The sequence below is a fragment of the Salmonella sp. 32010601201800023SM genome, assembly GCF_017572235.1.
In the GTDB taxonomy this organism is placed as follows: domain Bacteria; phylum Pseudomonadota; class Gammaproteobacteria; order Enterobacterales; family Enterobacteriaceae; genus Salmonella; species Salmonella enterica.
The window spans coordinates 26,721-40,735 of sequence record NZ_JAGEQS010000011.1 but is presented as its reverse complement, the minus strand read 5'-3'; the positions used below and the strand labels follow the sequence as shown (position 1 = coordinate 40,735).

Sequence of the window (14,015 nt, the reverse complement as noted above, 5' to 3'; positions counted from 1 at the left end):
GAAAGAGTAATTTATGGCTGCAACCAAGCCTGCTTTTAACCCGCCGGGTAAAAAAGGCGACATGATTTTCAGCGCGCTGGTAAAACTGGCTGCGCTGATTGTGCTATTGATGTTGGGCGGTATTATCGTCTCATTGATCATCTCCTCCTGGCCAAGTATTCAGAAATTTGGTTTCTCATTTCTTTGGACTAAGGAATGGGACGCGCCAAACGATATCTACGGCGCTCTGGTGCCCATTTATGGCACGCTGGTGACCTCCTTTATCGCACTGCTGATCGCCGTTCCGGTCAGTTTCGGCATTGCCCTGTTTTTAACCGAGCTGGCGCCAGGCTGGCTAAAGCGTCCGCTCGGCATCGCCATTGAACTGCTGGCGGCAATTCCCAGTATCGTGTACGGCATGTGGGGGCTGTTTATCTTCGCGCCGCTGTTTGCGACGTACTTCCAGGAGCCGGTCGGCAATATTCTTTCCAACATTCCGTTTGTCGGCGCGCTGTTCTCCGGCCCGGCCTTTGGTATCGGCATTCTGGCGGCGGGCGTCATCCTCGCCATCATGATCATCCCCTACATTGCGGCGGTTATGCGCGACGTCTTCGAGCAAACACCGGTAATGATGAAAGAGTCCGCTTACGGTATCGGCTGTACTACCTGGGAAGTTATCTGGCGCATCGTGCTACCGTTCACCAAAAATGGCGTGATCGGCGGCATTATGCTGGGGCTGGGCCGTGCTCTGGGTGAAACGATGGCGGTCACTTTTATCATCGGCAACACTTACCAGCTCGACAGCGCGTCGCTGTATATGCCGGGCAACAGCATCACTTCCGCGCTGGCGAACGAATTCGCTGAGGCGGAATCGGGCCTGCACGTGGCAGCGTTGATGGAGCTGGGGCTGATCCTGTTTGTGATCACCTTTATCGTCCTGGCGGCGTCTAAGTTCATGATTATGCGTCTGGCGAAGAACGAGGGAGCACGTTAATGGCTACGCTTGATATGCAGAACACCGCGCAGCTCGCGGAATCCCGTCGCAAGATGCAGGCGCGTCGCCGCATGAAGAACCGTATCGCACTAACGCTCTCAATGGCGACGATGGCATTTGGCCTGTTCTGGCTGATCTGGATTTTGATGTCCACCATCACGCGCGGCATTGATGGTATGTCGCTGGCGCTGTTTACCGAAATGACGCCGCCGCCGAATACGGCGGGCGGCGGGCTGGCGAACGCCCTGGCGGGGAGTGGATTGTTGATTCTCTGGGCTACCGTATTGGGTACGCCGCTGGGGATTATGGCCGGGATCTATCTGGCGGAGTATGGCCGTAAATCCTGGCTGGCGGAAATCATTCGCTTTATTAACGACATTCTGCTTTCCGCGCCGTCAATTGTTGTGGGGCTGTTTGTTTACACCATCGTGGTGGCGCAGATGCAGCACTTCTCCGGCTGGGCAGGGGTGATTGCGCTGGCGCTGTTGCAGGTGCCGATCGTTATCCGTACCACTGAAAACATGCTCAAGCTGGTACCGGATAGCCTGCGTGAAGCCGCTTATGCGCTGGGTACGCCGAAGTGGAAGATGATCTCCGCGATTACGCTGAAAGCCTCTATCTCCGGGATTATGACCGGTATTCTGCTGGCTATTGCGCGTATCGCCGGGGAAACGGCGCCATTGTTGTTTACCGCGCTCTCGAACCAGTTCTGGAGCACCGACATGATGCAGCCGATCGCCAACCTGCCGGTGACCATCTTTAAATTCGCGATGAGCCCGTTTGCCGAATGGCAACAATTAGCCTGGGCGGGCGTGCTGATTATTACCCTGTGCGTACTGCTGCTGAATATTCTGGCGCGTGTTGTTTTCGCGAAGAAAAAACACGGTTAAAGACATTGTAGGCCTGATAAGCGTAGCGCCATCAGGCATTATTTTACGGCGTGGCGGATGCGGCGCTGGATGAGGAAAAGAGTGAAATGAGTATGGTTGAAACTGCCCCGAGTAAGATTCAGGTTCGTGATTTGAACTTCTACTACGGCAAATTCCATGCCCTGAAGAACATTAATCTGGATATCGCGAAGAATCAGGTAACGGCATTTATCGGGCCATCCGGCTGCGGTAAATCAACGCTACTGCGTACCTTCAATAAAATGTATTCGCTTTATCCGGAGCAGCGCGCGGAAGGTGAAATTCTGCTGGATGGCGACAATATTCTCACCAACACCCAGGATATCGCGCTTCTGCGCGCAAAAGTGGGGATGGTATTCCAGAAGCCGACGCCGTTCCCGATGTCCATCTATGACAATATCGCCTTTGGCGTGCGTCTGTTTGAGAAGCTGTCTCGTGCCGATATGGACGAGCGCGTGCAGTGGGCGTTGACCAAAGCCGCATTATGGAACGAAACCAAAGATAAATTGCACCAGAGCGGGTACTCTCTCTCCGGTGGTCAGCAGCAGCGCCTGTGCATTGCGCGCGGTATCGCCATTCGCCCGGAAGTGCTGCTGTTGGATGAGCCATGTTCAGCTCTGGACCCGATCTCTACCGGGCGTATTGAAGAGCTGATCACCGAGCTGAAACAGGATTACACCGTGGTGATCGTGACCCACAACATGCAGCAGGCGGCACGTTGCTCCGATCATACGGCGTTTATGTACCTGGGCGAGTTGATTGAGTTCAGCAACACGGACGATCTGTTCACCAAGCCCGCGAAGAAACAAACAGAAGACTATATCACCGGTCGTTACGGTTAATTCAGGAGTGCGTAATGGACAGTCTGAACCTTAATAAACATATTTCCGGCCAGTTCAACGCAGAACTGGAGAGCATTCGTACCCAGGTGATGACCATGGGCGGTATGGTGGAGCAGCAGCTTTCTGATGCCATTACCGCGATGCACAACCAGGATAGCGAGCTGGCGAAGCGCGTGGTAGAAGGCGATCATCAGGTTAATATGATGGAAGTCGCCATCGATGAAGCCTGCGTGCGTATTATCGCCAAGCGCCAGCCGACGGCGAGCGATCTGCGTCTGGTAATGGCGATTATCAAAACCATCGCCGAACTGGAGCGCATTGGCGACGTGGCGGATAAAATCTGCCGTACCGCGCTGGAGAAATTCTCCCAGCAGCATCAGCCGCTGTTGGTGAGTCTGGAGTCACTGGGCCGCCACACCGTGCAGATGCTGCACGACGTGCTGGATGCGTTCGCGCGCATGGATCTCGATGAAGCGGTGCGTATCTATCGTGAAGATAAGAAAGTTGACCAGGAATATGAAGGCATCGTGCGTCAGCTGATGACCTACATGATGGAAGACTCGCGCACCATTCCCAGCGTGCTGACCGCGTTATTCTGCGCTCGTTCTATCGAGCGTATCGGCGACCGCTGCCAGAATATCTGCGAATACATCTTCTACTTCGTGAAGGGGCAGGATTTCCGTCACGTCGGCGGCGATGAGCTGGATAAGCTGCTGGCGGGGAAAGATCCGAAAGAGTAAATCTCATTCTTTTGCCCGGTGGCGCTGCGCTTACCGGGCCTACAGGTACAGATGCTGTAGGCCGGATAAGCGTCAGCGCCATCCGGCATTTCAGTTAACGCGTAATCTCCCACCCGCGCGCTTTCCACAATCCCGGCAACTGCGCCAAATCGGTAAAAGTCGTCACGTTAGGGTGATCGATCGGCTTGTTATGCGGATCGGCGCAGAAATAAAACACTTCCATTCCCGCCGCAATTCCTGACTGCGCGCCTGCGCTGGAATCATCCACCAGAATACACTTCTCAACATTGACCTTCATGGCGTTCGCCGCATGGAGCATCAGCGCCGGATCGGGCTTCCAGCGTTGAATATCGTAACCGCTAAACAGCAAATCGGGAAAATAATGCAACATGCCCAGTTTACCCAGCGAATGCTGCATCTTACTGACCGGCCCGTTGGATACCACGCACATAGGCGTCTTAATGCTCTCCAGCAGGGTATTTGCGCCCGCGATCGCTTCCAGTTCGGTATCGAACAGGCGCGCCACTTCCGCGCGGTACACCGGCTCCAGCTCCGCCTTTGCCAGCGCAACGCCATGCTCTTTACTGATGGTATCGATAATTTCGTAGAGCTTTACGCCTTTAAAGCGTCTGAATACTTCCGTGAGCTCAAGCGTAATGCCGAACTGCCGGAACATAGTGACATAGGCGCGCGAGCAAATTACTTCACTGTCGACCAGCGTGCCGTCACAGTCAAAAAACACCGCTTCGATTTGGGACATGTCATTTCCATTTTAACAAGTTTAACGTTTACGTAATGCTGAATGAGGGGACGCAATCGTTGCCGTACTAACAAATTGAGTGAAAAAAATTACCACACAACTGCGCCAGGTGTCGCATTTTGGTATAGGATAACGGCGAATTTTCCCTCCTTTCTCCGGAAATTGATAATGAGTCAACAACACACCACCCAGGCTTCTGGTCAGGGTATGCTGGAACGCGTGTTTAAACTGCGCGAACATGGCACGACGGCACGAACCGAAGTGATCGCCGGTTTTACCACTTTCCTGACGATGGTTTATATCGTTTTTGTTAACCCGCAAATTCTGGGCGTAGCTGGCATGGACACCAGCGCCGTCTTTGTGACCACCTGTCTGATTGCGGCCTTTGGCAGTATTCTGATGGGCCTGTTCGCTAACTTGCCGGTGGCGCTGGCGCCCGCGATGGGGCTGAATGCGTTCTTTGCCTTCGTGGTTGTGCAGGCAATGGGACTGCCGTGGCAGGTAGGCATGGGCGCCATTTTCTGGGGCGCTGTTGGTCTTTTATTGCTGACTATCTTCCGCGTGCGTTACTGGATGATCGCCAACATTCCGGTCAGCCTGCGCGTGGGCATCACCAGCGGCATCGGCCTGTTTATCGGCATGATGGGGCTGAAAAACGCCGGCGTGATCGTCGCTAACCCGGAAACGCTGGTCAGCATCGGCAACCTGACCTCGCACAGCGTGCTGCTGGGGGTTCTCGGATTCTTTATTATTGCGATTCTCGCTTCGCGCAACATTCATGCGGCGGTGCTGGTGTCCATCATCGTCACGACGCTGCTTGGCTGGATGATGGGTGATGTACACTACAACGGCATTGTCTCCGCGCCACCAAGCGTCACCAGCGTGGTAGGGCATGTCGATTTGGCAGGCTCGTTCAATCTTGGCCTGGCGGGGGTTATTTTCTCCTTCATGCTGGTAAACCTGTTTGACTCCTCCGGTACGCTGATTGGCGTGACCGATAAAGCCGGCCTGGCGGATGAGAAAGGCAAATTCCCGCGCATGAAGCAGGCGCTGTTTGTTGATAGTATCTCTTCCGTCACTGGCGCATTTGTCGGAACGTCTTCTGTGACTGCTTATATTGAATCGTCTTCCGGCGTTTCGGTGGGCGGTCGCACCGGTTTGACGGCGGTGGTGGTCGGTATTTTGTTCCTGCTGGTTATCTTCCTGTCGCCGCTGGCGGGCATGGTGCCGCCTTACGCGGCGGCGGGCGCGTTGATTTACGTCGGCGTGCTGATGACCTCCAGCCTGGCGCGGGTAAACTGGCAGGATTTAACCGAATCGGTCCCGGCGTTTATTACGGCGGTAATGATGCCGTTTAGCTTCTCGATCACCGAAGGTATCGCGCTGGGCTTTATCTCTTACTGCGTGATGAAAATCGGTACCGGTCGCCTGCGCGACCTTAGCCCGTGCGTAGTGATTGTCGCGCTGTTATTCGTGCTGAAGATTGTGTTTATTGACGCACACTGATGAAATGAACCCTCGCCCCATCGGGGTGAGGGTTTTTAACGAACTTACGCTTTAACGCGCTGAATATACTCGCCAAATGCGGTCAACTGACCGGTCAAATGATCTAACGTTCCCTGATCCACCACTTCTCCAGTCTGCGGATCGACTTTATTCTGAATCACGCCGCCCATAAATTCCGGTTTATTCATCACCATCGCATCAAGGAACACCAGAATCTGGCGCAGATGATACTGGCAGCGCGCGCCGCCAATCGCCCCCATTGAGCTGGTCTGGATAAGAACGGGCTTACCCGCCAGCGGCTGCTCAGGCAGACGGGATAGCCAGTCGATGGCATTCTTCAGGCCGCCGGGAACGGAATAGTTATATTCCGGCGTCACAATGACGACGCCGTCGGCGTTGCGAATCTGCTCCGCCAGCGCCTCTACGCTGGCTGGAAATCCCTCTTCCTGCTGGATATCGGCGTCATACAGCGGAATATCCCCGATCGAAGGCAGCGGCGATACCGTCATTCCTGCCGGCGCGACTTTAGGCAGCGTACGCGCCACCATCCCGTTAAAGGAACCTTTGCGTAAACTTCCCAGCAATGTAACCACATTCAGCGTTTCAGACATACGTGCCCCTTTTTTCATTATGAACGATTAAGCGTATACGATTTGGCGGCGGGGAGTTGGGCGAATCGCATCAGACGGCCGGTTGGCTCATTGGCGCGCGTCTGGATATCGGGCAGGCTTTTCCAGCCCAGTTTGCCATCGAACTCCCACACTTTTAATTTTTCTATCGCTGGCGTAACGGTTACGGACCATACCAGCACATCTTCCGCATCGCACACGGCTTCAAGCTGCGTGACATGCGCGCACTTCAGGCGTCCGGCAACGGGTAAAAGTTGCAGCTCCCGCGGATCGTCATTCATGACATCGCCGGTGAGTTTTAACACGCTCTGGCGCAATGTAATGAGTTGCGCTCGCGCTTCGTTGGGATCGTTTTGATTGGCTACCCATAAGTTTTCATTACGGGAGAAAGGGTGGCGTTCGAGCGAATGCGGATGGTGAAAGCCGCGGGAGGTGCGCTGTAATTCCATATCCAGCCCGCACTCTCCTTCGGTGGTCAACGCCACGCCAACCATATTTCCGGCGTAGGAGATAGAAAAGCCTGGCAGATTTTTGTCACGAAACGCGGGTTTACCTTTCGCCTGAATAATGATTTCCGGCAGCTCGCTAATTCCGTACAGCATAAACATCAGTTCGGCAAGAAGGCCTCTGGAGGCAAGAAAACGCGTTCGTCGGTGAGCAGGCAGGTTTCTGGCTTCAATATGGCAAGACGAAGAGAGACGAATTGAAACCAACTGTCCCTCCGTAAGTATCCCTCTGGCAAAGTGAGTCGCCATTTTTCGCTCCGTGATTAATGGGCCGTGATAATGACGAGAGTAACATTAACGTAAATTATGGACAGGTTTTACGCGCTAAAAATTCAATTTCAGAAGGTTCTTTAATCAGACGGTGACATTTCTGGTAAGAGGAAGGTTAATTTATCAACGCAGGTGGTCAGATAAGGCGACGGCAGAGCGTGTTGATAGCCTGTCGTAGCCACACAATCTTGGGATTATGACTATTACGTTTGTGCCATAATAGGGTAAACGGCACCATCAGCTTTTCCCGCTGTTGCGCATCAAAAGGCAGGGGGCGCGCCACTAACGGTAGCTGGTGGAGCTGATTGTAGTGCTGGCAATAGCGCGGCGCGGTTGCTATCAGGGTGTGATCCGGCTGGGCGGCCATAAAGAGCGACTGCTCGAACCCCGGCAGGCTCAACGCAATATGGCGTTTGCGTCCCATTTCTTGCAGGACATCATCCAGCGCCCAGGTATCGCTTTGCTCCCAGCAAATACTGATATGCGGGTAGCGCAGAAAAGTGTCCAGATCCCACGCTTCGCGCAGCGCCGGATGATCTTCCCGCAGCCAGACCCACGGCAAATCGCTAAACAACACCTCAAAATCAATCGCGAGCGGCAACAGACTGAGCAATTCTCGCGAGCGGGGATGGCTTTCGCGTCCGGTAAATCCGATATCGACTTCCCCGCGCGTAATCGCCTCCAGCGAGTCATAATCCCAGTTGCGAACCTTAATGGTAGCCTGCGGATAGCGCTGATAAATCTGCTGCGACAGTGAATTAAACATAATCATCATCAGCGGCGACTCTGCCGCCAACTCAAATTTTAAACCGCGCGGCGTTTGATGATGCGGCTTATCAAGCAGTTGATTCCCCATCTGCATCCAGTCCGCCAGACTTTGCTCCATACTGACCATCAGCGGCGTCGGCGCCAGGCCCAGCGGCGTATTGACGAACAGCGGATCGTCAAACCATGCCCGGAGTTTCGCCAGCGATTTGCTGACCGCAGAGGGCGTTACGTTCATCCGTTTTGCAGCTTTAGTGACGCTGCGCTCCTGCATGAGTAACTGTAGGCATAACAGCAAATTAAGATCGAGACTGGTAAGGGATTTCTTCATGCTCGGCTACGGACCTGTTGGGCGCGACGGAGAAGATCAGCAGAATACTCACTATGCTACAACCAATCAGAATCCCGATCAGCATATTCATCGCGCTGATACCGAGTATTGCCGCCAGCCAAATCCACAGTGATGAACCGCAAACCTGAGCGATACCCAGCGTGGAACTGGCCACTCCGGCGCGCAGCGAAAATGGCCCCAGCGCCTGGCTCATCGCGACGCCAAAACCAACCGAGAATCCGGCGCAGATAAGCGTCAGGCCAAAGAGCGTGACGGTATTGGTATGAGCAAGGCTTAACGTCACGCCAGCCGTCAAAAACAGCCCCTGTGAGACGAGCATTAAGGTTCGCGGCTTAAATAACCCAAGCGCAAAAGGGGTAGAAAAAGAGACGACCATGCTGACGCCTGCGGTGAGCGCCATGGTAATGGCATAGTCGCCACGGCTAAATCCCATCACCTCCATCAGCAGCACTGGAGAGGCATTGACGAAGGTCAGGATCACCGACACGCTAAGGGTGGTGATCGCCAGTCGACTAACGAAAAAACGGTTAACCAGCGACTCGGCGGCGGGCGACGATCGTGATAAATCGCGTGGAGCCAGCCTTGCCGGGCGCGTCTCGCGCAGGATAAACAGTGATAACAGGCCCACAATAATGCCCATCGCGGACATCGTATAGAACAGACTTTGCCAGGGGAAACGCAGCATAATCAAATGCCCCATCACCGGGGCGAGTACCGGCACAATACAGGTAATCCCATTCAATAATGACAGCACTTTCGCCCGGCGATGCTCGTCGAGCGTGTCGCGCAGAATGGCGAACGCCACCACATAGCAGCCGCCTGCTCCTACCCCCTGAAGAAAACGCCCACTCAGAAATAGCGAGCCTTCCGACGCCCGTGAACAAAGCAGTGAGGCCATCATAAAGACGATCGCGCCGACGATCGCGACCGGCTTGCGGCCTGACTGGTCGGCTATCTTCCCGGCAAACAGCATGGCCGTCGCCATTCCGGCCAGGTAAACGGAGAAGGCGATATGCAACTGCGCCTCGCTGGCGTTCAGATCGGCGGCTATACGCGGTAAACCGACCAGATACATATCAATACCGGCAGGATAGAGTAAAACCAGGGCAAAACTACACAGTAGAAAACGTTTCATAGCGGCCTCACGAAAAGTGTGGCGCTAAGAATACGGGGCGACGTTGCGCGAGACGAGTTGCCATTTGGACAACAGTGATTTCCGCATGGGAAATCATTGCTGCCGGATGGCGGCATAAACGCCTTATCCGGCTTACGGGTTTTGTAGGCCCGGTAAGCATCGCGCCACCGGGCAACACAACGTTATTTGCCGATACAGAAGCTGGAGAAAATCCGTCCCAGCAGGTCGTCGGAGGTAAACTCGCCGGTAATCTCGCTTAAGCTTTGCTGCGCCAGGCGCAACTCTTCCGCCAGCAGTTCCCCCGCCCATGCGCCTAATAGCTGCGCTTTGCCCTGCTCAAGATGTTCAGCGGCTTCCGCCAGCGCCTGTAGGTGACGGCGGCGGGCCAGGAAGCCGCCTTCCATATTGGTATCAAACCCCATGCTCTGCTTGAGGTGGTTACGCAACACGTCGACGCCTTCGCCGGTACGCGCCGAGAGGCGAACCAGTGAGTGACCGTTTACTTCACTAATACCCAACGTTTCGCCGGTGATATCCGCCTTGTTACGTACCACGGTAATCGGTAGATTTTTGGGCAGACGGGCGATAAAGTCCGGCCAGATGTCGGCAGGGTCAACGGCGTCCGTCGTGGTGCCATCCACCATAAACAGCACGCGATCGGCCTGTTCAATCTCCTGCCAGGCGCGTTCGATGCCGATACGCTCAACTTCGTCGCTGGCGTCGCGTAGTCCGGCGGTATCGATGATATGCAGCGGCATCCCGTCGATGTGGATATGCTCGCGCAACACGTCGCGCGTGGTGCCGGCGATATCGGTGACAATGGCCGCTTCACGGCCTGCCAGCGCATTCAGCAGGCTGGATTTCCCGGCATTCGGGCGTCCGGCAATCACTACCTTCATCCCTTCGCGCAGCAGGCTGCCCTGGCGCGCTTCGGTGCGCACGGCGTCAAGATCGGCGATGACGCCATTGAGCTGCGCTTCGATTTTGCCGTCAGAGAGAAAGTCGATCTCCTCATCCGGAAAATCGATAGCCGCTTCGACGTAGATTCGCAGGTGAGTAAGTGCTTCCACAAGGTGGTTAACGCGGGCGGAAAATGCCCCCTGTAACGAGTTTAGCGCCGAACGCGCCGCCTGTTCGGAACTGGCATCGATCAGGTCGGCAATGGCTTCTGCCTGGGCTAAATCGAGCTTATCGTTGAGGAACGCTCGCTCGGAGAACTCGCCCGGTCGGGCAATGCGCACGCCTGGAAGCGTCAGGATACGTTTTAACAGCAGGTCCAGGATCACCGGACCGCCGTGCCCTTGTAGCTCCAGCACATCTTCACCGGTGAAGGAGTTTGGGCCGGGGAACCACAGCGCAATACCCTGATCCAGCGCGCTGCCGTCAACGTCTTTAAACGGCAGGTAGTCGGCATAGCGCGGCTTCGGCAGCTTGCCCAGCACCTCTTGCGCAACGTCACGCGCTTTCAGACCAGAGATACGCAGGATACCCACGCCACCGCGTCCCGGTGGGGTTGCCTGGGCGACGATAGTGTCGTTATGGCTCATGGTTAGTCTCAACTTTGTTGCAATAAAAAAGGCGGTCATATGACCGCCTTTTGATTGTAGGCCTGATAAGCGTTAGCGCCATCAGGCTGACCGGCGCGCCTTGCCGGATGGCGGCTTCGCCTTATCCGGCCTACACCGAATCAGGATTTTTTCTTCTCGCGGCTATGCAGGCCACGCTTCTCCAGACCACGGTAAATCAGCTGCTGCTGAATGATGGTGACCAGGTTGCTGACGATATAGTACAGCACCAGACCTGACGGGAACCACAGGAAGAACACCGTAAAGATGACCGGCATAAAGGTCATGATCTTCTGCTGCATCGGGTCGGTCACGGTGGTCGGCGACATCTTCTGAATGAAGAACATCGTTACGCCCATCAGGATCGGCAGAATGTAGTACGGGTCCTGTGCGGACAGGTCATGAATCCACAGCGCGAACGGCGCATGACGCAGTTCAATGGAACCCATCAGCATGTAGTACAACGCCAGGAAGATAGGCATCTGGATGATCAGCGGGAAGCAGCCGCCCAGTGGGTTAACCTTCTCCGCTTTGTACAGGGCCATCATCTCCTGGCTTTGGCGCTGTTTATCATCGCCAAGACGTTCGCGCATCGCCTGAATTTTCGGCTGCAGCATACGCATCTTCGCCATTGACGTGTACTGCGCTTTGGTCAGCGGGTACATGATACCGCGAACGATAAAGGTAATGATGATAATGGAGAAGCCCCAGTTGCCCACAAAGCTGTGGATCCACTTCAGCAACTTGAACAGCGGCTGAGAGATGAACCACAACCAGCCGTAGTCCACGGTCAAATCCAGGTGCGGTGCAACAGCCGCCATTTTATCCTGAATTTCCGGGCCGACCCACAGGGTGCTGGTCATCGCGCCAGTCTGGCCTGGCTGTACCAGTACCGGCTGCGCTTTATAGCCGATAGCGACAATGCCGTTACCCAGATTGGCGGTGTAGAAATTGTTGGTGCCGTCGTTACGCGGAATCCATGCGGTAGCGAAATACTGTTGCAACATTGCCACCCAACCGCCTTTGGAGCTGACGTTGAGGTTTTCGTTATCGGCAATGGTGTCGAATTTGTATTTCTCATACTTCTCATCCGGCGTGGAGTACGCTGCGCCGCGGAACGTATGCAGCGCAAAGTTGCTGCTGCCGGTGTCGCGATGAGGAGGCAGGTTGACGGATTGTTTTAACTGACCAAAGGTGGAGACTTCCAGCGGTTTTTCGCCGGTGTTCTGCACGCTATAGTTCACGTTAACCGCATAATCGCCACGCTTAAAGACAAACGTTTTGGTAAACGTGTTGCCTGCGGCGTCAGTATAAGTCATCGGAACCTGCAGTTCGTTCTGACCGTCGGCCAGTACAAACGCCTCTTTCTCGACGTTGTACAGCGGACGCGGGCCGTTCGCCGGGTTATCCGGGCCGTCGCGGCCTGTCAGGCCGCTTTGCGCCTGATAGATAAACTGCGGGGTGGTTTCCAGCAGCTGGAACGGTTCGTTGGAACCCAGTTCTTTCGGGTAAGCCGGGAGCAAGGCCTGCTCGACATCACCACCACGGGTGTTGATAGTCAAATCAAGCACATCGGTTTTCACCGTAATCATTTTCCCCTGGCCACTGGCTGGTACGCCCTGGTCGGCGGCGCTACCCGCTGCGGTGGTCGTTGTCTGCGTGGTCTGTTGAGTCTGAGGTTGCGGATTTTTATCCTGCTCCCAGGCTTGCCAGATCATGAAAGACACGAACAGCAAAGCGATGACTAAAAGATTGCGTTGCGAATCCATCGTTAGTGTTCTCTGGTATCAAATGGTCCGGGCGGGACGGGATCGTCACCACCAGGGTGTAAAGGGTGGCATTTTAATACGCGTTTCACCGTCAACCAACTGCCTTTTATCACTCCAAACCTGCGCAATGCCTCAATTCCGTAGCTTGAGCACGTTGGCGTGAAACGACAATGCGGCCCAAGCAGCGGACTGATCAGGCGTTGATAGACCCGAATAAGGGCTATCAGGACCCGCGAGCCAGGCGACAGTGGCGGCGCCATAATTTTTCCAACGCTTCCGAGAGAGCACGGTTATCGAGGTCGGCAACCCCTTTTTTCGCCACCACCACGAAATCCATTGCAGGAAGTTCATGCTGGCGCAGACGGAAGCTTTCACGCGTCAGACGTTTAATCCGGTTGCGTTCATGCGCACGTCGAACATTTTTCTTGGCGACGGTAAGACCGATACGGGGATGCCCCAGCGAATTCAGGCGGCCGAGGATGGTGATTTGCGGCGTGCCAGCCCGTTGAGGTTGCTGGAAGACGAATGTGAAATGAGCGGGAGTTAACAAACGTAACTCCCTGGGAAATGCGAGCTTAACCACTCAGGGGTTAGCTTTATTACTTGGAAACGGTCAGACGAGCGCGGCCTTTAGCACGACGACGTGCCAGAACCTGACGACCATTTTTAGTAGCCATACGAGCACGGAAGCCGTGAGAACGGTTGCGCTTCAGTACAGACGGTTGAAAAGTGCGTTTCATGGCGATTTCTACCTAAACTTGAATAAATTCACTGACTTTTGCGTATACCCGAACAAACTTTGAACGACTTACGCCACAGTGTGGGTGATTAAAGAGGCCGGATTGTAATAATTGTACACTCCGGAGTCAATTCTCTTTCCTTATTTTCCCGCGATTTTCCACGCCTTTTTGTGCGGAAAATAAGCAGCGTTGACGCCATATGACGGGCATTGCGCGACGGGTGGAGAATTATACGGACTGCCAGGTAAAGCGCAAGGATCGCCCTGGATCTTTATGCGATCTTTTAGGCGTCTGCTCACCTTTACCTATTAATTTTTTCAATATGCGCGCGAAAGCGTACAGGAGTTCCCCAGGATCGATTACACTTATCCTTTCCTGGAAAGTCCTGTGGATAAATAGGGAAGAATCTGTGAGAAACAGAAGATCTCTTGCTCAGTTTAGGCTATGATCCGCGGTCCTGATCGTTTCAAACGATCCTGGTCAGGCATGAACACGAAATTTTTCAGACTGCGTGAAGTCGCGATCGTTTGAAAGATCCGTGAAAACCGCAGACAG

Annotated in this window: 15 protein-coding genes; 5 read left to right on the top strand and 10 right to left on the bottom strand. The window is 54.5% G+C overall.

The window, feature by feature from the left end:
* Window positions 1-13: 13 nt before the first annotated feature.
* The 4 genes from pstC (at window position 14) to phoU (ending at window position 3,463) form a co-directional block, all read left to right on the top strand.
* Complete coding sequence (gene pstC / locus J4617_RS22125) at window positions 14-973, top strand: phosphate ABC transporter permease PstC (protein ID WP_000741630.1); 960 nt, start codon at window positions 14-16, stop codon at window positions 971-973.
* Window positions 973-1,863 (top strand): phosphate ABC transporter permease PstA, encoded by an 891-nt coding sequence (gene pstA, locus J4617_RS22120; RefSeq protein WP_000212197.1) that lies wholly within the window; start codon window positions 973-975, stop codon window positions 1,861-1,863. The genes pstC and pstA overlap by 1 nt, the downstream gene beginning before the upstream one ends.
* Window positions 1,864-1,949: 86 nt before the next feature.
* The gene (gene pstB / locus J4617_RS22115) at window positions 1,950-2,723 is read left to right on the top strand and encodes a phosphate ABC transporter ATP-binding protein PstB (RefSeq protein WP_000063118.1); all 774 of its coding nucleotides are present in this window, start codon (window positions 1,950-1,952) and stop codon (window positions 2,721-2,723) included.
* A gap of 14 nt (window positions 2,724-2,737) precedes the next feature.
* The gene (gene phoU, locus J4617_RS22110; RefSeq protein WP_000377800.1) at window positions 2,738-3,463 is read left to right on the top strand and encodes a phosphate signaling complex protein PhoU; all 726 of its coding nucleotides are present in this window, start codon (window positions 2,738-2,740) and stop codon (window positions 3,461-3,463) included.
* 94 nt (window positions 3,464-3,557) lie between these two features.
* Here the strand turns inward: phoU and yieH are convergent, their stop codons facing one another.
* On the bottom strand, window positions 3,558-4,223 hold the full coding sequence (gene yieH / locus J4617_RS22105; RefSeq protein WP_000078082.1) for a 6-phosphogluconate phosphatase: 666 nt from the start codon (window positions 4,221-4,223) through the stop codon (window positions 3,558-3,560).
* A 168-nt stretch (window positions 4,224-4,391) separates the two neighbouring features.
* Between yieH and adeP the strand changes: the two genes are divergently transcribed.
* On the top strand, window positions 4,392-5,729 hold the full coding sequence (adeP, locus tag J4617_RS22100) for an adenine permease AdeP (protein ID WP_001519317.1): 1,338 nt from the start codon (window positions 4,392-4,394) through the stop codon (window positions 5,727-5,729).
* Window positions 5,730-5,773: 44 nt separating this feature from the next.
* On the opposite strand, the gene J4617_RS22095 is transcribed toward adeP, so the two are convergent.
* The 9 genes from J4617_RS22095 to rpmH all read right to left on the bottom strand — a co-directional run bounded on the left by J4617_RS22095 (window position 5,774) and on the right by rpmH (window position 13,460).
* Complete coding sequence (locus tag J4617_RS22095; RefSeq protein WP_001575173.1) at window positions 5,774-6,358, bottom strand: NADPH-dependent FMN reductase; 585 nt, start codon at window positions 6,356-6,358, stop codon at window positions 5,774-5,776.
* Entirely contained in the window at window positions 6,358-7,113 is a 756-nt protein-coding gene (locus J4617_RS22090) for a 4'-phosphopantetheinyl transferase superfamily protein (protein ID WP_000190678.1), read from the bottom strand. Before J4617_RS22090 ends, J4617_RS22095 begins: the two co-directional genes overlap by 1 nt.
* Window positions 7,114-7,270: 157 nt before the next feature.
* Window positions 7,271-8,230, bottom strand: coding sequence for an HTH-type transcriptional regulator YidZ (gene yidZ / locus J4617_RS22085; RefSeq protein ID WP_000749370.1), 960 nt, complete (start codon window positions 8,228-8,230; stop codon window positions 7,271-7,273).
* Window positions 8,199-9,386 carry an MFS transporter gene (locus J4617_RS22080; RefSeq protein ID WP_017465850.1) on the bottom strand — a complete coding sequence of 396 codons (1,188 nt, stop codon included), beginning with the start codon at window positions 9,384-9,386 and terminating at the stop codon, window positions 8,199-8,201. Before J4617_RS22080 ends, yidZ begins: the two co-directional genes overlap by 32 nt.
* A gap of 182 nt (window positions 9,387-9,568) precedes the next feature.
* Complete coding sequence (mnmE, locus tag J4617_RS22075; RefSeq protein ID WP_000019081.1) at window positions 9,569-10,933, bottom strand: tRNA uridine-5-carboxymethylaminomethyl(34) synthesis GTPase MnmE; 1,365 nt, start codon at window positions 10,931-10,933, stop codon at window positions 9,569-9,571.
* 140 nt (window positions 10,934-11,073) lie between these two features.
* Window positions 11,074-12,720 (bottom strand): membrane protein insertase YidC, encoded by a 1,647-nt coding sequence (gene yidC / locus J4617_RS22070; protein ID WP_000378283.1) that lies wholly within the window; start codon window positions 12,718-12,720, stop codon window positions 11,074-11,076.
* Window positions 12,721-12,722: 2 nt separating this feature from the next.
* Window positions 12,723-12,980, bottom strand: a complete 258-nt coding sequence (yidD, locus tag J4617_RS22065; RefSeq protein ID WP_001307474.1) for a membrane protein insertion efficiency factor YidD — start codon at window positions 12,978-12,980, stop codon at window positions 12,723-12,725.
* Window positions 12,944-13,303 carry a ribonuclease P protein component gene (gene rnpA, locus J4617_RS22060; RefSeq protein WP_000239725.1) on the bottom strand — a complete coding sequence of 120 codons (360 nt, stop codon included), beginning with the start codon at window positions 13,301-13,303 and terminating at the stop codon, window positions 12,944-12,946. The genes yidD and rnpA overlap by 37 nt, the downstream gene beginning before the upstream one ends.
* 16 nt (window positions 13,304-13,319) lie before the next feature.
* On the bottom strand, window positions 13,320-13,460 hold the full coding sequence (gene rpmH / locus J4617_RS22055) for a 50S ribosomal protein L34 (RefSeq protein WP_000831330.1): 141 nt from the start codon (window positions 13,458-13,460) through the stop codon (window positions 13,320-13,322).
* Between the last annotated feature and the right edge of the window lie 555 nt (window positions 13,461-14,015).

Bases quoted from the DNA above. Each gene is read 5' to 3' on its own strand.
- pstC (WP_000741630.1), top strand. From the start codon at position 14: ATGGCTGCAACCAAGCCTGCTTTTAACCCGCCGGGTAAAAAAGGCGAC.
- pstA (WP_000212197.1), top strand. From the start codon at position 973: ATGGCTACGCTTGATATGCAGAACACCGCGCAGCTCGCGGAATCCCGT.
- pstB (WP_000063118.1), top strand. From the start codon at position 1,950: ATGAGTATGGTTGAAACTGCCCCGAGTAAGATTCAGGTTCGTGATTTG.
- phoU (WP_000377800.1), top strand. From the start codon at position 2,738: ATGGACAGTCTGAACCTTAATAAACATATTTCCGGCCAGTTCAACGCA.
- yieH (WP_000078082.1), bottom strand. From the start codon at position 4,223: ATGTCCCAAATCGAAGCGGTGTTTTTTGACTGTGACGGCACGCTGGTC.
- adeP (WP_001519317.1), top strand. From the start codon at position 4,392: ATGAGTCAACAACACACCACCCAGGCTTCTGGTCAGGGTATGCTGGAA.
- J4617_RS22095 (WP_001575173.1), bottom strand. From the start codon at position 6,358: ATGAAAAAAGGGGCACGTATGTCTGAAACGCTGAATGTGGTTACATTG.
- J4617_RS22090 (WP_000190678.1), bottom strand. From the start codon at position 7,113: ATGGCGACTCACTTTGCCAGAGGGATACTTACGGAGGGACAGTTGGTT.
- yidZ (WP_000749370.1), bottom strand. From the start codon at position 8,230: ATGAAGAAATCCCTTACCAGTCTCGATCTTAATTTGCTGTTATGCCTA.
- J4617_RS22080 (WP_017465850.1), bottom strand. From the start codon at position 9,386: ATGAAACGTTTTCTACTGTGTAGTTTTGCCCTGGTTTTACTCTATCCT.
- mnmE (WP_000019081.1), bottom strand. From the start codon at position 10,933: ATGAGCCATAACGACACTATCGTCGCCCAGGCAACCCCACCGGGACGC.
- yidC (WP_000378283.1), bottom strand. From the start codon at position 12,720: ATGGATTCGCAACGCAATCTTTTAGTCATCGCTTTGCTGTTCGTGTCT.
- yidD (WP_001307474.1), bottom strand. From the start codon at position 12,980: ATGGCGCCGCCACTGTCGCCTGGCTCGCGGGTCCTGATAGCCCTTATT.
- rpmH (WP_000831330.1), bottom strand. From the start codon at position 13,460: ATGAAACGCACTTTTCAACCGTCTGTACTGAAGCGCAACCGTTCTCAC.